Origin of the sequence: Microbacterium sp. NPDC019599, assembly GCF_040632175.1 — a bacterium.
Classification (GTDB): Bacteria; Actinomycetota; Actinomycetes; order Actinomycetales; family Microbacteriaceae; genus Microbacterium.
The window spans coordinates 223,836-243,812 of record NZ_JBEYBL010000004.1; the positions used below are offsets into that span (position 1 = coordinate 223,836).

At 68.6% G+C, this 19,977-nt stretch carries 10 protein-coding genes; 3 read left to right on the top strand and 7 right to left on the bottom strand.

What is annotated here, in order from left to right:
- Window positions 1-23 precede the first annotated feature (23 nt).
- The 3 genes from ABZ477_RS09810 (at window position 24) to ABZ477_RS09820 (ending at window position 7,911) form a co-directional block, all read left to right on the top strand.
- Window positions 24-4,469, top strand: coding sequence for a PKD domain-containing protein (locus tag ABZ477_RS09810; protein WP_360131630.1), 4,446 nt, complete (start codon window positions 24-26; stop codon window positions 4,467-4,469).
- A gap of 89 nt (window positions 4,470-4,558) precedes the next feature.
- Window positions 4,559-5,182 carry a CDP-alcohol phosphatidyltransferase family protein gene (locus ABZ477_RS09815; protein ID WP_360131633.1) on the top strand — a complete coding sequence of 208 codons (624 nt, stop codon included), beginning with the start codon at window positions 4,559-4,561 and terminating at the stop codon, window positions 5,180-5,182.
- A gap of 116 nt (window positions 5,183-5,298) precedes the next feature.
- Window positions 5,299-7,911 (top strand): right-handed parallel beta-helix repeat-containing protein, encoded by a 2,613-nt coding sequence (locus ABZ477_RS09820; RefSeq protein WP_360131636.1) that lies wholly within the window; start codon window positions 5,299-5,301, stop codon window positions 7,909-7,911.
- A gap of 75 nt (window positions 7,912-7,986) precedes the next feature.
- Here the strand turns inward: ABZ477_RS09820 and ABZ477_RS09825 are convergent, their stop codons facing one another.
- The 7 genes from ABZ477_RS09825 to ABZ477_RS09855 all read right to left on the bottom strand — a co-directional run bounded on the left by ABZ477_RS09825 (window position 7,987) and on the right by ABZ477_RS09855 (window position 19,555).
- Entirely contained in the window at window positions 7,987-12,708 is a 4,722-nt protein-coding gene (locus ABZ477_RS09825; protein WP_360131639.1) for a PKD domain-containing protein, read from the bottom strand.
- Between the two features lie 55 nt (window positions 12,709-12,763).
- The gene (locus ABZ477_RS09830) at window positions 12,764-13,471 is read right to left on the bottom strand and encodes a DUF4352 domain-containing protein (protein ID WP_360131642.1); all 708 of its coding nucleotides are present in this window, start codon (window positions 13,469-13,471) and stop codon (window positions 12,764-12,766) included.
- Window positions 13,444-14,664 (bottom strand): glycosyltransferase, encoded by a 1,221-nt coding sequence (locus tag ABZ477_RS09835; RefSeq protein ID WP_360131645.1) that lies wholly within the window; start codon window positions 14,662-14,664, stop codon window positions 13,444-13,446. Before ABZ477_RS09835 ends, ABZ477_RS09830 begins: the two co-directional genes overlap by 28 nt.
- A gap of 1 nt (window position 14,665) precedes the next feature.
- Window positions 14,666-15,556, bottom strand: a complete 891-nt coding sequence (locus ABZ477_RS09840) for a hypothetical protein (protein ID WP_360131648.1) — start codon at window positions 15,554-15,556, stop codon at window positions 14,666-14,668.
- A gap of 2 nt (window positions 15,557-15,558) precedes the next feature.
- Window positions 15,559-16,665: a Gfo/Idh/MocA family oxidoreductase gene (locus ABZ477_RS09845; RefSeq protein ID WP_360131651.1), complete on the bottom strand. Its 1,107-nt coding sequence runs from the start codon at window positions 16,663-16,665 to the stop codon at window positions 15,559-15,561.
- Complete coding sequence (locus tag ABZ477_RS09850) at window positions 16,662-17,933, bottom strand: DUF1972 domain-containing protein (protein ID WP_360131654.1); 1,272 nt, start codon at window positions 17,931-17,933, stop codon at window positions 16,662-16,664. Before ABZ477_RS09850 ends, ABZ477_RS09845 begins: the two co-directional genes overlap by 4 nt.
- Before the next feature lie 206 nt (window positions 17,934-18,139).
- Entirely contained in the window at window positions 18,140-19,555 is a 1,416-nt protein-coding gene (locus ABZ477_RS09855; RefSeq protein ID WP_360131657.1) for a sugar transferase, read from the bottom strand.
- Between the last annotated feature and the right edge of the window lie 422 nt (window positions 19,556-19,977).

Below are 19,977 nucleotides of genomic sequence, written 5' to 3' on the forward strand. Positions count from 1 at the left end.
TGGGGAGATGTAGCGTGGGCGCTTTGACCACGACGCGCTTCGGCCGTACCCGCTCGGCGATCACCGCCGTTGCCACGACCTTGGCAGTCATCATCGGTTCTTTCGTAAGCCTGGCTCCGGCGCACGCCGATGTCAGCCCGCCGGAGGGTGATCCGGCGACCGTGACAGCCGATGCGCTGCCAACAGTGCAGATCAACGGCATCGTGTGGGACCAGGCGATCGTGGGCAACACCGTCTACGCCGCCGGATCCTTCTCGAGTGCGCGTCCTGCGGGCTCAGCGGCCGGGACGAACGAGACACCGCGGCAGAACCTCCTCGCGTACAACCTCACGACGGGCGCTCTGATCACGACGTTCGCACCGACGATCAACGGCCAGGTGCGCCAGGTCGAGGCGTCCCCCGACGGCACGCGGCTCTACATCGTCGGCGACTTCACGGTCGTCAACACCGCCACGCGCAACCGCGTCGCCGCGTTCGACCTCACGAACGGCGGGGCGACCGCGACGTTCTCGACCACCTTCAACCCCAACTCCAACGGCGCGACCCTGGGCATCGACGCCACGGACAGCACCGTCTACATCACGGGCACGTTCGGCCGGATGAGCAACCAGGACCGCTTCGGCGCGGCCGCCGTCACCCGTGCCGGCGCGCTGCTCTCCTGGGCGCCCGTGCTCGAGGGACGGCAGGGACGCGTCGTCGTGGTCTCGCCCGACGGCACCAAGGTGGTCCTGGGCGGCAACTTCCAGACGCTCAACAACAGCAGCAACCCCGGCTACGGCTTGGCGATGGTCGACGCGACGAGCGCCGCGCTGCTGCCGTTCTCGGCCAACAACGTCATCCGCAACGCCGGCAACGACGCCGCGATCCTCTCACTCAAGTCCGACGGCGATGACATCTACGGCACGGGCTACGTCTTCGGCACGGGCGGCAACCTCGAGGGCAGCTTCCGCGCGTCGTGGAGCACCGGGGAGCTCATCTGGGTCAACGACTGCCACGGCGATCTCTACGACGTCCAGCCGTTCGGCGATGCCGTCTATCAGGCCGGTCACCCGCACTACTGCGGCAGCCTCGTCGGAGGCTTCCCGCAGAGCGACCCGTGGACGTTCTACCGCGGCACCGCGGTGTCGAAGGAGGTCGAGCGGATCACGCCCTTCGGCCTCAACCTCGGCTACCACGACTTCGGCGGCAACCCTGCTCCGAAGCTCCTCCACTGGCTCCCGACGTTCAACGCGGCCAACGTGAGCGGAGCATGGCAGGGGCCGTGGACCGTTTCGGCCAGCGGTGACTACGTCGTCTTCGGCGGTGAGTTCACTCGCGTCAACAACACCGGCCAGCAGGGCCTGGTGCGCTTCGCGATCCCGTCGAAGTCCACCAACGCGCAGGGTCCCATCCTGTGGAACACCGCATGGCCCGCGACGGCGCTGGCACTGAGCGGCGGGTCCGTCCGTGTCAGCTGGCCTCTCAACTGGGATCGAGACAGCGAGTTCCTCAAGTACGAGGTGCTGCGCGACAACGTCGTGATCAAGACCTTCGAGAACGTGCGGTCGAAGTCGGCCGACTGGGGTCTTCCGCCCATGGCGTACGTGGACACCACCGTGACGAACGGCACGTCGTACACATACCGCATCCGCGCGACGGACGCGCAGAACCACTCGATCGTCAGTGGAACCGCGACCGTGACGGCGTCGGGCACGGCTTCGGCCAGCGCCTACCGGGACTCGGTTCTCGCCGACACTCCGCTCAACTACTGGCCCCTTGACGACTCTTCGTCGACGGTCTCGTACGACTGGGCAGGGGCGTCCGACCTCACCGTCAACCCGGGAGTGACGCGCGGCACGACGGGTGCCATGCTCAACGACGTACGGTCCGCCTCCGGCTTCAATGGCAACGGCGACGGCTTCGCCTCGACGACGAACGCGATCGCGGGACCGGACACCTTCGGTCTCGAGGCCTGGTTCAAGACGACCACGACCTCCGGTGGCAAGATCCTCGGCTTCGGCAACAGCTCGACAGGCACCTCGTCGAACTACGACCGCCACGTCTACATGGAGCCTGACGGGCGGATCACGTTCGGCGTGTGGATCGGGTCCTCGGCGACCGTCACCTCGCCGAGCGCGTACAACGACGGCCAGTGGCACCACGTCACGGCGGGTGAGAGCGAGGACGGGCTCATCCTCTACGTGGACGGCGTGCGCGTCGGTCAGCGCACCGATGTGACCACGGCGCAGCCTTACAACGGGTACTGGCGAGTGGGCGGCGACAGCCCGTGGTCGGGCAACGCGTTCTTCGCAGGCGACATCGACGACGTGGCCATCTACGCCGCACCGCTGACGAAGCAGCAGACCCAGGCACACTACATCGCCTCGGGCCGCACGATCGCCGGCTCCACGCCTCCGGCCGACGCCTACGGCCAGGCCGTCTACGCCCTCGAGCCGGCGCTGTACTGGCGCCTCAACGAGACGACGGGGACGATCGCGGCGGATGCCTCGGGATCGAACCAGAAGGGCACGTACTTCGGGTCGATCAGCCAGGGCGCGAACGGTGCGCTGGCCGGTGTCGCCGACACGGCAGCGACGTTCACCAACGGTCAGGTGATCAGCCAGGGCTCGTTCACGAACCCGCGCTCGTACTCGCTCGAGGCGTGGTTCAAGACGAGCACCACGACCGGCGGCAAGATCATCGGCTTCGGCAACAGCCCGGACGGCAACTCCTCCGGCTACGACCGGCACATCTACATGACGCCGGACGGCCAGCTGATCTACGGCGTGTGGGTCGGATTCACCGACACGCTGCAGACCCCGGGCTCGTACAACGACGGTCAGTGGCACCACGTCGTGGCGACCCAGGGAGCGCAGGGCATGCGCCTCTACGTCGACGGCGTGCTGCGCGGCTCGAACGACCACACGGACGCCCAGGACTACACGGGCTACTGGCACGTGGGCGGCGACATCACGTGGGGACCGGGCGACTGGGAGTTCGACGGCACGATCGACGAGGTCGCGGTCTACATGAACCCGATCTCGGCGTCGGACGTCGCATCGCACTACACGCTGGGCACCAACGCCCCGCCGGCGAACGCGGACCCGACGGCGGACTTCACGTCCTCGACGGCGAAGATGAAGGTGAGTGTGGACGCGTCGGCGTCGGCCGACACCGACGGCACGATCGCGGGCTACACCTGGAACTGGGGTGACGGCACAGCGAACGGCACGGGCAAGACGGCCAGCCACACCTACGCGGCGGAAGGCGATTACACGGTGACGCTGACGGTCACCGACGACGACGGGGCGACGGATGCGAAGAGTGCCACTGTCAGCCCGGTGGCCAACAAGGCTCCGATCGCGTCCTTCACCGCGCCGGTCACGGTCCGGACCGTCAATGTCAACGCCTCCGGCTCGAGCGACCCGGACGGAACGATCGCGGGCTACAGCTGGAACTGGGGTGACGGCACGCCGAACGGCACCGGTGTCACCGCGAGCCACACGTACGCCACCCCGGGCGACTACACCGTGTCCCTCACCGTCACCGACGACGAGGGTCTGACGGGGACGAACAGCGTGCTCGTCACGGCCGCCGCCAACAAGCCTCCGACCGCGTCGTTCACGGCCACGCCGACGAACCTCACGGTTGCGCTGAACGCGGGCGGATCCAGCGACCCGGATGGCAGCATCGCGTCGTACGCGTGGACGTTCGGCGATGGCACGACAGGCACCGGTGCGACCACGTCCAAGACGTATGCCGCTGGCGGTACGTACACGGTCGGGCTGACGGTGACGGACAACGAGGGCGCGACGAACACCACGTCCCAGTCGGTCATGGTCACGGCTCCGCCGGTCGGCACTCCGTTCGCACTCGATGACTTCGGGCGCGCGAACGGCACGCTGGGTGCCGCGCAGACCGGCGGCAACTGGACGCAGACGGCCGGCGCGGCCAACGTCGGGATCGACGCCAACAGGGCGCGGTTCACGACGACCGCCGCAGGCCAGACGCGCAGCGCGACGCTCAACACCGCGACGGCGACGAGCACCGACCTGACCTTCTCGTTCACCGTTCAGGCTCTGCCCACGGGGGCCCGGATGTACATCTCCGCCCTCGGGCGTGTGGTCGGCGCGAACGATTACCGGGCTCGGTGGCTCATCGCAGCCAACGGCGCCGTCCAGGCACAGCTGTCGCGCGGCGGCACCGTCATGGTGTGGCAGGACCTGCCGGCCGCGAACAACGTCACGGCGAACACGAAGTACAACGTCCGCCTGCAGGTGTTCGGCACCGGTACCACGACGATCCGGAGCAAGATCTGGGCGAACGGCACCACTGAGCCGGCGGCGTGGCAGCTCACGACGACCGACACGACGGCGGCCCTGCAGGTCGCCGGCTACACCGGGATCACGACGTACGCGGGCGGCGGCTTCTCGAGCCTTCCGTACAACGTGTACTTCGACGACTATCGCGCGGCAGGAGTGACGCCCTGACTTTCACGGACTCGTACCAGCGCCTCGCCGCGGCCCAGAAGGGCCGCGCGCGGGGCGCGCCCGCGTACTCCGTCTACGTCAATCGGCCGGTGGGGCGCATCTTCGCCGCGGCGTCCCACTCGGTCGGGCTCACGCCCAATCAGGTCTCGCTCATCAGCGCAGGATTCACGTTCACGGGGATCGCGCTTCTGGCGCTCGCGCCGGCGTCCGTAGGTCTCGGCGTCCTCGTATGGCTCCTGCTGGCGGTGGGCTACGCGTGGGACAGCGCCGACGGCCAGGTCGCGCGACTGCGCGGCGGAGGCTCACTCGCCGGCGAGTGGCTCGATCACATCCTCGACTCGGGGAAGCTCGTCTCGCTGCACATCGCGGTCGCGATCGGGTGGTACCGATTCTTCGATCTGCCCGATCCGATGTGGGTGCTCGTTCCGCTCGGATTCGCCATCGTCTCGACCGTGACGTTCTTCGGCATGATCCTCAACGACCTGCTCCGCGGAAAGCGCGGGATTCCCCAGGCGGCCGAGACCGGTGGGTCATCCCCGCTGCGGTCCCTGCTCGGTCTGCCCATGGACTACGGCGTCTGGTGCATGTCGTTCGTCCTCTGGGGAATGCACGCCTGGTTCATGGTCGTGTACACGCTTCTGGCGATCGTCGCGCTGGTACATCTCTGCGCTGCTGTAGCGGTGTGGTTCCGGAAGATGAAGGCACTCGGGTAGCACGGTTTCTGTGCCCATCCCTTAGCAGGTAACAGGCGTCGGCCGTGAGAACCTTCTCATTCTCGCCAGGCTATGACTCGCCGGCTGTTATCGTTTTGCAACATTACTTCCCGAGTATGCCTCGCCTCTGGCGCGCCCTGCCGATGCTGCATACGGGATGCCCGATCCCGGAGTTCAATCTGTTGCGTTTCACCCTGCCCACAATCGCCGCTGCCCTCACCGTCGCCCTCGCGCTGCCCACCGCCGCCGTCCTCTCGTCCGAGTCGGCGTCTGCGGTCGCCAGCTCGGCGTTCACTTCGACGGAGGTCTTCTCCGACGACATGAGCCGGACCGTATCGGTCGGTCTCGGAACCCCGAGCGAGGCCGCCTACGTCCTGTCCGACCCTTCCTCCTTCTCCGTGGCCAACGGTGCCGCTCGCGCGAACGTCGCGACGCCCGGCACCTCTGCCTCGCTTGACGTCGCGGGCATCTCGCTCGCCGACGCCTCGGCCTCGGCCGAGTTCACGCTCGACGCGCTCCCGAAGTCGGGCGGTGGCATCTACCTGAGCCTCCAGGCCCGCCAGACCAGCGCCGGCTACTACCACGTCCAGGTCCGCGTCGACCCGCAGGGGCGCGTGCTCCTCGAGACGCTGCGGATCAACGGCGCCCAGCAGACGTCGCTCGGACGCCTGTACGTCCCGAACTTCACCGCCGTGCCAGGCGTCGCCTTCCGACTCGACACGCAGATCACGGGCAGCTCGCCGGTCGCGATCGACGCGCGGGTCTCCGCCGTCGGCTCCGTCCGCTCGACCTGGGACCTCTCGGTGCAGGACTCCAGCTCGTCTCGAGTCATCGCTGCGGGAACCCTCGGCCTGGGCTCGTACGTCTCGGCGAGCTCGCCGGCTCAGCCGGCTCGATTCGACGACCTGACGCTCGCGAAGCTGACGTCCGCCGCCACCACCGAGCCCGCGCCCACCCCCACGCCGACCCCGACCCCGACGCCGACGACCCCCGTCCCGCCGCAGCCCGACACCTCCACGGGGATCGGCGCGGCTCCGGTGTGGAGTGAGGCCGGTGCGCGCACCAACGCCGGATCGGCGACCGTCGGATCGACGAACTACGCGGTGCCGTCCGGCGCCGTCTACGTCGACGCCGACGCGGCGGCCGGCGGCAACGGCAGCGTGACCGCGCCGTACAACTCGATCCAGACCGCGATCGATCGGTCGGCGACCGGCTCGGTCCTCGTCCTCCGTGCCGGCACCTACCACCAGACGGCCACCGTCCCCGCCGGCAAGGCCGTCACGATCCAGCCGTATCCCGGTGAGCGGGTGTGGATGGACGGCTCGGAGAAGATCTCCGGCTGGACAGCATCCGGCTCCTCGTATTACAGCCCCGGCTGGACGTACGACTTCGACTCGACGCCCTCGTTCACGAAGGGTCAGGCGGACGGCACCTCGCCCGGCTGGCAGTGGGTGAACCCGGCCTACCCCATGGCGGCCCACCCCGAGCAGGTCTGGATCGACGGCGTCCCTCAGCGTGAGGTCGGCTCGCTCGCGCAGCTGACGGCCGGGACGTTCTTCACCGACACGGCCGGCGACCGCCTCTACCTCGGCACCAACCCTTCGGGTCACGAGGTCCGTGCGAGCACTCTCACCAAGGCGCTGTCGCTCCGCGGCGAGGGCACCGTCGTCCGGGGCATCGGGGTTCGCGGCTACGCGACGTCGATCTGGATGATGGGCACGATCACGGTCGAGGCCCCGAAGACCCGGGTCGAGAACGTCGAGGTCTACGACAGTGCGAGCACGGGCCTGTTCGTCGGTGCCGCCGACGCCGTCGTGAAGAACGTCACGCTCGCTCGCAACGGCCTGATGGGCCTCGGCGCCAACTACGCCGACCGTCTGTCCGTCGAGGGTCTCCTCGCCGTCGAGAACAACAGCGAGCACTTCAACCAGGCGCCCGTCTCGGGCGGGCTCAAGATCGCGAAGTCCCGCGGCTTCATCGTGAAGTCGTCCGCGTTCCTGCGCAACGACGGACCGGGTCTGTGGACCGACCAGTCGGTGTACGACATGGACATCTCCGGCTCCGACTTCGTCGAGAACAAGGGCACGGGAGTCTTCCTCGAGATCTCGCAGAAGGTCGACTTCGTCAACAACCTGGTGCTCCGCAACGTGGGCAACGCGATGAAGATCAACAACACCGGCGATGTCAACATCTGGAACAACACGATCGTCGGCGGTGATCGCGTCCTCAACATCGTTCAGGACGAGCGCAGCGCGACCGACGCGTCGGTGCCGGGTCACGACCCGCGCTACCCGTTCCCGGACCCGACGATGCCCTGGGTCATCCGCAACGTCTCGATCGGCAACAACGTCATCGCCGGGAGCACCGGAAACTGCACGATCTGCGTCGAGGACTACTCGCACAAGTACGCCGCGAGCGACCTGAACATCAAGTCGAACGGCAACATCGTCCAGCGGGATGCTGTCAACAAGCCCACGTGGTTCGTGGTCTGGTCGCGCGGCGCGGCGAACGTCAACCCGTACGTGTTCTCCGCGTTCGCCGACTACCGGTTCACGACCGGTCAGGATGCCCGCTCGCTGGTGGTCGAGGGACGAGCCGTGACGGACGCCAAGGGCAAGATCCTCTCGGACGTCGCGACGCAGGCCGCCAACGTTGCGCTCGCTCCGCCGACGGCTCTTGTGGGTCTCCTCGGGAGCAGCACGGCGACGATCGGCGCACGCATCCCGTGACCCGACGCTGACGCCTCCGAGCACAAAACGCACCCGGGGTGGACTGAGAGATCAGCCCACCCCGGGTACGCCCGTCTACTGGGCGGGTCCTGCGAAGAATCCGTCGTAGCTGTAGACCACGGGGACCGTGGTCGCGCTGGATGACAGGTAGCTGTTGATCCCGACGTAGCCAGGCGCCTGCAGGACGGCCGTGCTGTCCGTCGCCGTCAGCGTCCAGGCTGCCGGCTCGGCTGTCCCAGTCCGCCAGATCTTGGCCTTGAGGGTCGTCGCGTTGACGCCCGTGACCTGCATCCGGACGTTCAGGCTGTCCGGCGTCGTGACCGACAGTCCCGGGATCGTGAGGCTCGTGAGCACCGTCTCGACTCCGCCGACGGTCCTCGTCAGCCACAGCGCGACCGCCCCTGTCGACGCGACGCGGAACTTCGCGCGGTAGTCGTTGAGGTTGTCGATCTGCCTACCGATCGCCGAGAAGTAGTAGCCGCCGCCGGTCGAGACCTGGTTCACCGCCACAGTGAAGCGCTCCTCGGTGTTCGTCGAGAGCGTGGCTCCGGGAAGCGACGCCGTGTAGCTGTTGCCGGCCGACAGCGTGACCTTCCCGACTCCGCTCGCCACCGAGAACTTGCTCAGCGCCGTCGCCGTTCCCGGGTTCATCACCCATGCGCCGCCGACCTCGGAGGTGCCCCAGCCGTTGGTCGCCGTGCGCTCGAAGCCGTCCTTCGCCCACACCAGCGGCGCCGTCGCCGTCACCTGCTTCGTCGTGGAGTTCGTGGCCCCGCGGTTGTCGGTGACGGTGAGCGTCACAGTGTAGGTGCCGGGGTTCGCGTACGCGTGCGACGTCGTCGCGCCGGAGCCGCCGGAGCCGTCGCCGAAGTCCCACGCGTACGACGTGAGCGTGCCGTCCCCGTCCGTGGATCCCGAGCCGTCGAGCGCCACCGTCTGATCGGTGGCCGTCGCCGTGAACGCCGCCGTCGGCGTCTGGTTGACGACCGCGATCACATCGCGCGTGGCGGTCGCGGTCCCGCCCCGGTTGTCGGTGACGGTGAGCGTCACGGTGTACGTGCCCGCCGCGGCGTAGGTGTGCTGAGCCGTCGGGCCGCTGCCCGTCGAACCGTCGCCGAAGTTCCACGCGAAGTCGGTGATCGTACCGTCGGAATCCGTCGAGCCCGAGCCGTCGACCGACGTGACCAGCAGATCCGTCGAGGCCGTGAACGCCGCGACAGGCAGCACGTTCGGCGCCTCCGACACGGTCAGGCTCTTGGTCGACGTGCCGACCACGCCGTCGTTGTCCGTCACGGTCAGAACCACGGAGTAGGTGCCCGCCGCCGCGTAGGTGTGCGAAGCGGTCGAACCCGTGCCCGTCTCGCCGTCCCCGAAGGCCCACGCGTAGCTCACGATGCTGCCGTCCGAGTCGGAGGACCCCGCCGCGTCGAAGCCCACGGCGAGATGCGTCGCTGTGCTCGTGAAGGCCGCGGTCGGCGCCTGGTTGGGCGCCACGGTCACCGACTTGGTCGTCGTGTGGGTGAGCGACGTGGCATCGGTGACCTTCAGCGTGATCGTGTAGGTCCCGGCCTGCGCGTAGGTGTGCGAGGCGGTCGCCCCGGTGGCGGTCGAGCCGTCGCCGAACGTCCACTCGTACGTGGTCAGATTGCCGTCGGCGTCCGTGGACGCCGTCCCGTCCACGGACACCGCGAGGTGGTTCTTCGTGACGGTGAAGGACGCTTCCGGTGCGCGCTCGGTCGGAGTGCGACCGCTCGCGGCGTAGTGCGAGCGCATGCGCTCCTCGCTCAGCGCGACGGGATACACCGCGACCTCGTCGATCGTGCCGTTGATGTAGTTGCTCGACGTGCTGCCGAACGTCCTGTCACCGCCGATGCGCCAATAGCCGCGGTAGTTCTGCCCGCCTGTGACCGCGTTGCTCGCCACGAGCTTCGTGTCGACCCACAGCTTCATGCCGGTCAGTCCTTGGGTCGCGACGGCGTAATGCCATTGGCCGTCGTTGTACGACGTGGGACTCACGAGGCTCACCTGGCCCCCGCTGTTGACGCCGAAGCTGAGCCTGCCGTTGCTCTGCATCACGATGTGGCGGTCATAGCTCGTGCTCAGCCCGCTCGTGGCGTTGCCGAAGCCGATGAGCTTGCCACCGCTTGTGCTGGTCGTCTTGAACCACAGCTCCGCGGTGAAGGCCGCCGGCGCATTCGTCGCCTCCTGCGCGACGACGAGGCCGGACGAGCCGTTGAAGCTCGTCGCTGTGTCACCCGGAACCGCACCCGCCTGGTTGCGCGTCACGGTCCCGGTCTGGTTGCCCGTCGAGCCGCCGACGGAGTAGTCGCGGATCGTGCCGGATGCCGTCTCGTTCAGGCGCCAGTACAGGTCGGGCTGGTCGGCGGAGACGTCGACCCCGTAGGCATCCGTCGGCGCCAGGGTCCACGGCGACACGCGGCCGCTCGTGATGTAGTGCGACTGGATGTCGCCCTTGGTCAGCGCCTTGGCGTAGACCGCGACGTCGTCGATCGTGCCGGCGAGCCCGGCGTCGTTCGGCCGGTTGGTGAAGCCGCTCGTCTGGTCCGCTCCGATGCGCCAGTACCCGTCGATCGCGAGAGGCGTTGTGTGGGCCTGGTCGCGGCCGACACGGGTCCCGTCGACGTAGAGCTCCATGCCGGCGCTGCCGACGGTCCCGACGATGTGGTGCCACTGACCGTCGTTGATGCTCGAACGGCTGTAGACCGTGCGGTACGACCCGTTGTTGATCGCCCAGTTGACACGTCCGGACGCGTCGAGGTAGAGCACCCGGTCGGTCTGGCCCGAGGTCGAGGTGCCCGTCGCCGAGTTGCCGTAGCCCACGATGCGGCCGCCGCGCGTGCTGGTGGTCTTGACCCATGCTTCGACGGATGCCGCGGTCCCTGCCGGAGCGATGTCCGAGGTCGTCATCCTCGGGTTGCTCCCGCCGGCCGACGTCACTGCGGCGTCGCTGTCGTTGAGCAGCGCGCCGCCGGCGCCGAGCGTCAGGCTCAGGAGCGTGCCGGGCGCATCGCCGATGTCGTCCCAGAGCTTCGTCCCGGCCGTCTCGTCGAGGCGCCAGTAGTGCGTCGCGCCGCTCGCGCGGATCGCGGACCGGTAGGCGGATGTCGCGGCGCCCGAGACCGTGATGTACGGGGACCACGCGCTCCACTGGATGTTGCCGTCGGCGTCCTTGGCGCGGACCTGATAGCGCACCTGCGCTCCCGGCGTCTGTCCCGTGTCGGTGATGCTCAGGCTCGGGAGCTTCCAGAACTCGCTGTCGGTCCGTGTGAAGGTCGCGATCTTGGTCGCGGGGCTGCGGAAGACGTCGTAGGTGATGGACGCATTGTCACGGTCCCACACGCTGCCGAAGGGAACCCGGACCACTCCGGCCTCGTTCGAGTACGGGGCAGGCGTGAACGCGGTGTTGTTGATGGGTCCCACGACGTGCGGAGCTGTGGCCCGATTTGCGAACCTCACGAGTCCCTGCTGCGACGTGTTGTTGACCTTCGGGAACTCCCCTCCCAGCACGATGTAGGTGTCGTTGCCGGTCACAGACCAGGCCGCCTGCCGGTCACTCGTGTACGTGCCGAACTCGAGGTCGGGGTACCAGTGCAGCAGTCCGGCGTAGGGGAGTCCGGTGTAGTCCCAGCCGTACGCGTCCTTCCTCGTGGTCATGCCAGTCGGGAAGGTCGGCTCGGCTGTCGCCTTCATCCAGCGCGAGCGCGGGCTCGTGTCGGGGAAGCCGCCGACGACGGTGCAGTCGTGGCGGTGTCCGACCGAGTACAGCACCTGGCCCTGCGGGAAGCTCGAATACGTGTCACCCAGGCAGTCGTTGACCCAGTTGATCTGCCCGGTGTACGGATCGGCCGCAAAGGTGCCTTCGAAGGTTGCGCCAGCGCCGAAGGCATAGCCGGTCCCGTATACCTGCGTGCCGTCGGTGCTGAGGCTCGAGATGGCGCCGTTGAGTCCCGCAGTGCGGATCCGCTCGACCGCGGCCCAGGGCAGGTTGCCGCCGCTCGTCGCGTCCAGGGACCCCATGCCGTACGCCGACTGGTCGTTGAGCATCGTGAAAGATCCGGCGACGATGACGCGCGATCGGTCGGGGCTCGTCACCATGTCCCAGACGAAGCCGTCGCCGGTCGCCGTCGGCGCCCACCCCGTGAGCGTGCCCGTGGTCACGTTCCACGCGGCGAGCTGGGTCCGGGGCTGACCTCCGCTCGAGCGGAAGTTGCCGCCGACGTAGACCGTGTCGCCCGCGAAGGCGAACCCGCGGACCTGGCCGTCCGTGCGGGGCGCCCACGAGAGCAGCGCGCCCGTCGCGACGTCGAACGCAGCCACGTGCGAGCGCGCCTGGCCGTCCGCTGTCGTGAAGTCCCCGCCGAAGTAGACCGTCTTGCCGTCCGGTGCGGCACGGACGATGAGCCCCTGCGCGTCGAGCGAGTGCGAGAAGTTGGGGATCGGATTGCCCGTCCTGATATCGAACGCGAAGATGTTCAGCGCATCGATCTCGCCGGCGCCACCGGCAGCCACCCCGGGGGGACGGGCTTTGGTGAAGCTGCCGGTGACGTAGACGTTGTTCCCGACGACCGCCTGGCTCCATACGACGCCGTTGATCTGCCACGTGGGCAGCACGTCGGCGGTCACGGTGTCGGGCAGGGGCGGCGGGTCGGCCGCTGCCGCGGGCGCGGACGGGACGACGACGAGGGCGAGGGTGGCGATGGTCACCACCGCAGCCGTGAGCGAGGCGACGATGCGGCGGGCGGAGACGCCCAGGCGGTCGCTGATTGTGGCGTGCATGCGAGGTCCTCTTGTCGGTGGTGCACTGTGCGTGTGGTGAGAGCGTGCGGACATGTCAGTCGATCCCTCCGCGGAAGACGGCGGACGTGTGATCCGCATCGAAATCGACCACGAGCGTGATCTGGGAGTGGGAGTCGTCGGGGACCGCGAAGGCGTAGACCGCGGTGGTGGACTTCCCTGAGGCCAGGGTCCCGGCGAAGTCCTGGACGTCCGCCTCGTCGGCGTAGACGGGCTGGACCCGATTGTCGTCCTTGTCGAGAACGGTCAGCACCGACGTGTTGAGGTCGATCTCTTCGGAGGATCCGTTGGACAGTTCGAGGGTCAGCCGCGCGTAGCCGCGCCCGGGGAAGCTGCCCGGGCCCTTCGCGGTCTCCTCGCCGAACGAGACGTCCGTGATCCGGACCGTCACGCCGTCCGGATAGCTCACGGGGTCCGAGGGCGCCTCGGGTTCGGCCGACTGGGTCGGCTCGACCGGTTCGCCGCCGCGGCCGACCTTCGGGATCGGCTGGTCGGGGTCGGCGCCCGGCGTGGGAGCGGGGTCCTGGCCCTGATCGCCGCCCGACGCGGACGGCGAAGCCGACGCGGTCGGGGCGGGAGTCGTGGCGGCCGATGTCCTGGTGGGGTCCGGCTCGGCGCTCTCGGCGGTCGGCGCCGCAGTGCACGCGGACAGCCCGAGGCAGAGCAGCGCTGCGGCGATCGACGCGGCCCATGCCGTCGATCGCGGACGCCGGAGCGTCAGTCGAGCACTTCGCGCGGCGACCACGAGGCATCCTTCATCGACGGGCTCGGGACAGGGAACGCCTGTTCCGCGAGCGCTTGGGACAGGCGGGCATGGAAGCTCTCGGGCCCGTAAAGGCGGCGGGCGCGCGGTGCATCGCTTCGGGCGGCGCGGCGATAGTCGGTCCACTCCTCGTGGACCCGGCTGAGTCCGAGCGCGAGCGCCTCGGCGTCATCCGGGGGCACCAGGACGGCCGCGGCGAAGCCGCTCGCCGCCTCCGCGAGGCCCGTGTGGTCGGCCACGACGACGGGCCGTTCGCTCAGGAGGGCCTCGATCACGACGTTCCCGAACGACTCGTCCAGCCGCGAGGGCACGACGGCGACGTCGGCCGCCGCGAACTCCTCCCAGACGACTTCGCGGAAGCCTGCGAACCGGACGTGGCCGGCGAGCCCGAGCTCGTCGACCAGTTCGCGGAGCTCGGCCTCGTACCACTCGTACCCGGGGAAGACCGAGCCGACCAGCTCGACGTGCGGCTCGATGCCGGCGTCGCGCAGGAGGGCTGCCGCCCGCACGACGAGATCCACTCCCTTTCGGGGAGAGAGGCGTCCGACATAGACGATGTGGAACATGTCGTCGAGGCGCTCGCGCGCCGCCAGGGTCTCGGGGGGGCCGCCCACGCCGTTGGGGACGACCCGCGCCCGATCCCTTCGCTCCAGCCCGGGCCACCCCGACACGCGTCGGCTGGTCTCGGAGTTGAAGATGACACCGTTCGCCAATCGCAGCGGGGCCGTCAGAAGCGTGCGGGCGAGCCCGGACAGCGCGGCCTCCGCCTCGTGCACGTAGACCACGACCGCCTCCCGGCACGACCGCGCCGCCAGCGTCCAGAAGGGCAGCGTCACGGTGTTGGCCAGCACGACATCCGGCTGCTCGTCCTTGATGAGTCGACGCATGCGGGGCAGCTGGGTCAAGACGTCGCGGCCGAGGGACAGCATCCCTCGCGCGCTGAGCATGCTCTTGCGGACGACCGGGACATCCAGGATCACCACCTCGGCACCGGCGGCACGCAGCTGCGGGACGAGGGGTCCGTCCACCGAGCATGTGACGACGACCCGCCAGCCGAGCGAGACGAGTCCGCGCGCCGCCTCGAGGGCCATCCGATCCGACCCGTAGAGGTCGGCCGAGGGATTGGCGATGAGGATGGTGCCGCGGGGCTGCGAGCGTTCGCCCGGGAATGCCATGTCAGCCTCCCGGCCAGTACTCGTCGACGAGGTCGACGGTGGACGCGATGTGCGCGCGGCTCGACGCTCCGAACACGATCGACTCGAGGTTCGGCAGCGCGCACACCCACTCGAGGGCCTCGCGCGGGGGGACGGCGCCGCTCGCGAAGACCGACATCGCGACGGCGCGGAACGGCCGCTTCTGCATGGCGTCGAGGTAGCCCTCGACCCCGCCCGACATCCGGAATCCGAGCTTGTTGATGTTGGAGCACACGATCGGGTTCTCGACGCCGACCCTGTCGAGGTCGTCCAGCAGGCGCGGCAGGTTCATGGTGATGAACCCGGCCTGTGCGCCGTAGCGCTTGCTCACGTGATCGGCGAAGATGCGCAGGGCGTCGGTGAACCCGAGTCCGGACAGCAGGTCGACGACGACGTTCTGCATCCAGATGACGGGCGTCTCGAGACCCGCGAACATCTTGAGCTCGGCATCCACGAGCAGTGTCGAGACGCCCTCGATGTCCTTCCGCGCGAGCGAGCCGGCGCCGCGCGCGATGCTGTCGAGCAGGCCCTCCTCGGGGAGGAACTTGCGGATCGCGCCCAGGAAGCCGTCGTCCGTCACGGCGTTGGCGTACTTGTGGGCGTATGGCATGCAGGGGAAGAGCTTGAACCCCTCGTACCGCGCCGGGTCGGCGCGCAGCCGGTCGCACACTTCGCCGATCCGGTCGTGCGTCGTGCACATGAAGGTCCGCACGCCCTCGTCGTACGCCGCGTCGATGACCTGCATGATGGCGTCGGTGTCCTGGAAGCGGATCTGCTGCGCGCGGGCCTTCTCCTCCGACATGTGGTTCACGCCGAAGAACTGGTTGTCGCCGAAGAGGAGCCGGTCCATCGTGCGGGTCGCGGTGATCGCCATGGTCAGCTCCCCACTCGCAGTCCGCGCAGCGCGGCGCCGAGACCCCGCCGGGCGGTCGGCTGGCGGCTCGACCCGGTGTGGGTCAGCCGGGCATCGTCGCGCGCAGCGTCCTCGCTGATCATCGCGATGACGCGGTCGGTGACGGATGCCGAGGCGAAGTCGTTCTCGCCCTCGATCGAGCCGTCGATGATCCGGTGCACGAAGGCGTCCAGCTGTGCGCTGTACTCCTCGCCGCGGAGGTAGAACCAGGGCGCTTCGGTGAGCTCCGTCGTGTACCTCACGTTCCACCCGGCGCGATAGCCGTCCGGGATCGGCGCCGTGTCGCGCAGGTATACCTGGATCTCCTGCCGATCGGCGTAGATCCGCCCGTGGGCGCCCCACAGGGTGATCTTGGTCGTCATCTTGCGCTGCGACTCGTCGGACCAGTTCGCCACGATCTGCGCCGTGCCGCCGGAGTAGTGCAGCGTGCTCGCGACCGCATCGTCGATCTGCGCGGAGAAGATGCTCGTGAGCTGGCTGCCGCTCACCGAGGCCGGCGCACCGAGGTACCACGTGAGGAGATTGAGCGGGTGCGCCGCGTAGTCGTAGAGACAGCCGCCGCCGGTCGCGCGCTGACTGCGCCACGTGTGCCCCGACGGCTTGAGCACGACCGGGCCGTACGCCTCGGCGAGTGCCGTGCTCACCGGGCCGACGGCACCGAGTTCGAGCAGCCGGTGCACTTCGCGGAAGGCGCCGACGAAGCGGTTGTGGTAACCGACCTGGGTGACCAGGCCCCGCGCGGCGGCGGCATCCGTCAGCACGGCGCTCTCTGCGGGGTCGATGACGAGGGGCTTCTCGCAGAACACATGGATGCCGCGATCGATGGCCGAGCGGATCATGCCGGCGTGCAGGTGGGTCGGCGTGGCGATGATGAGCGCCTGCGGCCTGGCCTCGTCCAGCATCCGATGGAGGTCCTTGAACGTCCGCACGCCGGTGTACTTCGCCAGGATGTCGAGCAGATACCCCGTCGCGTCGCACACGCCGACGACGTTCACGTCCGGATGCGCCTTGATCATCGCCAGATGGGACAGACCCATCTTCCCGAGACCCACCACCCCCACGTCGATCATGCGAGGGCTCCCACCTTCTTCTCCGGCACCTTGTTCTCGGGCACTTTGCTCTCGGGCACTTTGCTCTCGGGCACTTTGCTCTCGGGCACCTTGTTCTCGGGCACTTTGATCTCCGGCACCTTGACCTCGGGCACCTTGATCTCCGGCACCTGCCCCTTGCGCGCGAGCGCGTCGACGAGGGCGTGCTCGTACTGCGCGCCGATCTTCGCCCAGGTGAACTCGTCGCGGAACCGGGCGCGGCTGGCCGCTCCCATGCGCCGCCGCCGATCGTCGTCCCGCAGCAGGTCCGCGATGGTGCGGCTGAGATCCGCCGGACTCGAGAAGTAGGCGTTCTCGGGGCCTGCGACCCACGTGTTGTACCGGTTGCCGTGCGCGACGATCGCATTGCCGGCCGCCATCGCCTCGACCAGCGAGGGGTTGGTCCCGCCGACGGTGTGGCCGTGCAGGTAGAGCGCGGCGTGGAAGCGCAGGGCGTCGAGACGTTCGTGCTCGAAGATGGCGCCCGGGAAGATGACCTCGTCCGACGCTGCGGCCCTCACGCGCACCTGGTACGGGTCGTCGTCCCCGTACGGTCCGACGACGACGAGCGGCATCCCGCGCCGCTCGCTCGACCACGCGGTGACGATCTCGAGCACCGAGTTCTCGGGGATGGGCCGGCACACGATGATCCCGTAAGCGCCCGGGGTGAGGCCGAGTTCAATCGCCGGCGCAGTCGACGCCCGCGCCACTTCGTGGGCGCCGTACGTGATGGTCTGCACGCGCCTCCGGCCGAAGTGGCGTTCGAGGTAGGTCGCGATCACGGGGTGGTCTGCGATGAGGACGTCTCCCACCCACCCTGCGAATCGCTCGTTCCCGAGCAGGATTCCCTGCTTCACGGGTCCCCAGCGCTTCCGGGTCCACTCCATCCCGTCCATGTTGATGACGTTCGGGATGCCTCGGAGCCGCGGGATGACGTTGAAGACGCCCGTGTTGTAGCCGAACGTCAGCCACACGTCGCCGGGCTCGTGGGCCGCCATCGCATGGCGGATGGACGTCAGATCGAATGCCGACGTCCCGAGCCACCCTTCCCGCGGCTCGTGGATCATCGTGCGGGTGATGCCCTGCCACTCGTCGACCTCGAGGGGCCCCGTGCCCGTCAGCTGGCAGTAGACATCGACGGTCCACCCGCGGTCGCGGAGGTAGAACGCGACGTTCTCCGCCGCGGTCTCGAATCCGCCGTAGTTCGCGGGGACCCCATGGGTTCCGAGGATGCGCACTGTCGAAGTCACGATATGGACGTCACCTTTCCCAGCGGACGGCGGAGGCCGCGGCGCGATCGCGGCCTCCGCACAGGTAGCTGCGCCGCCCGCTCGCTATGGAGGGGACGAACACGTGCGGTCGCATGATCCTGGGTTTGGGGCTGCTGCCCAGGTGCGGGCCGCGCGGATGCGAACGGGCGACGCAGGGATCGGGGATCTGGAGGAGGCTGCTCATGTCAGTAGGCGCCTTTCGAGGCCACCATGACCTTGGCGGTGCGCCACATGATCATGAGGTCACTGGTCAGAGACCAGTTCTCGACGTAGCGGAGGTCGAGTCGCACGCTCTCCTCCCACGAGAGGTCGCTGCGTCCGCTCACCTGCCACAATCCGGTGATGCCGGGCTTGATGTAGAGGCGCCGTGAGACGGTGCCGTCGTACTCGGTGACCTCGCCCGGGAGCGGCGGTCGGGGGCCCACGACGCTCATGTCGCCGACCAGCACGTTGAAGAACTGGGGCAGCTCATCGAGCGAGAACTTCCGCAGGACAGCGCCGACCCGCGTGATGCGCGGGTCGTGCCGGAGCTTGAAGAGCGGACCCGAGCCCTCGTTCTGCCCACGGAGCGACTCGAGGCGTGCCTCGGCGTCGGCGGTCATCGTGCGGAACTTGAGCATGCCGAAGTGCCGCCCGTCGCGGCCCACGCGGGTCTGACGGAAGAACACGGGCCCGCGCGAGTCCAGCTTGATGACGAGTGCGATCAGCGGGGTGATGAGCAGGATCGGGATGAGCGCGAGCGTCGCGAAGCCGATGTCGAACGCGCGCTTGAGAACGTGCACGCCACCCTCGAACTCCGGGATCTTGACCCGGATGAGCGGCAGACCGTCGAGCGGTCGCAGCGAGATACGGGGTCCGGCGACCTCGGCGAGACGGCTGCAGAGCACGAGCTCGGCCGCCGTGCCTTCGAGCTGCCAGCTCAGCCGCCGCACGAAATCGCGGTCGTTCGTCGGAAGGCTCGCGACGATGATGGCGTCAGCACCGGCTTGACGCGCCCGCGCCGCGATGGACTGGATGGGGCCGACCACGGGGTATGAGCGGCCATCGACCTCGATCGGCTCGATGTCGGCATCCGTCGTCGTGACGCCGATGACGACGTAGCAGTGATGGGGATCGCGGACGAGGTTGCTGATGACGTACTCGACGTCGTCGCGGGTGCCGGCGACGAGGGCGCGTGAGACGCAGTCTCCCTGTCGGCGGTCGCGGATCAGCGCCTTCCGCCAGAGCCACCGGCTGATGAGCAGCGCGAGGAGCCCCGCCGGCAGCGCGATCACGAGCTGCAGCCGCAGTCCCGGGAGCTGAAGGACGAGGAAGAGCATCGAGAGGATGCCGAATGCGAGTCCGGTCGCGTGTGCGATCCGTGCGTACTCGGTCGCCCCGGACCCCAGCACCGCGGGGTCACGGGTGCGTCTGAGCCACAGGAGCGCGAGCCACGTGCTCGCCACGAGGACGGCGACGCGCATCCCGGATGAGACCAGGGCGCTGGTCGACCACACGGTGACCTCGAGGGCGCCGGTCGCGAGCGAGACGCCGACGACGCAGACGGTGTCGGTGAGGGCGAGCCGCCGACGGTATCGGCGCTCCCAAAGATGCCTCCGCACGAGCGAAGGCTGAACACGCGGCGCGATCGCAGCGGGCACAACCTCCGGCCGTAGGTGAGTCGTCGCCGGGCGCCGAAAGAGAGTTCGGGTCTCTCCTCCGGCGCCCGTAGTCGACGCGTCCCCTACGGTCAGATTCAGTCCGCGGTCCGCGGCGCGCACGACAGTGCGTCCCCAGTAGACATACCATTCCCCAACAAAGACGCACCAAACAGCGGCGAGGCTGTCCGGCTCGTCTCCTCCTGCGCGGACTCGATCGGGTCAGAATCGAATCAGTAAGGCTCCCAAGCCCTTCGCGCGTTCACACTGTACCTCTGGGTGTGGCCAAAGGAAAGGGACATTTTGCGTGTTGTTCGCACGCCCGTAACCGCAGCCCGTCCGACGTCCCGCCGATTCGCTGGGGATGCCGAATCACGTGATATCCG

Bases quoted from the DNA above. Each gene is read 5' to 3' on its own strand.
- ABZ477_RS09825 (WP_360131639.1), bottom strand. From the start codon at position 12,708: ATGCACGCCACAATCAGCGACCGCCTGGGCGTCTCCGCCCGCCGCATC.
- ABZ477_RS09840 (WP_360131648.1), bottom strand. From the start codon at position 15,556: ATGGCGATCACCGCGACCCGCACGATGGACCGGCTCCTCTTCGGCGAC.
- ABZ477_RS09835 (WP_360131645.1), bottom strand. From the start codon at position 14,664: ATGGCATTCCCGGGCGAACGCTCGCAGCCCCGCGGCACCATCCTCATC.
- ABZ477_RS09845 (WP_360131651.1), bottom strand. From the start codon at position 16,665: ATGATCGACGTGGGGGTGGTGGGTCTCGGGAAGATGGGTCTGTCCCAT.
- ABZ477_RS09820 (WP_360131636.1), top strand. From the start codon at position 5,299: ATGCCTCGCCTCTGGCGCGCCCTGCCGATGCTGCATACGGGATGCCCG.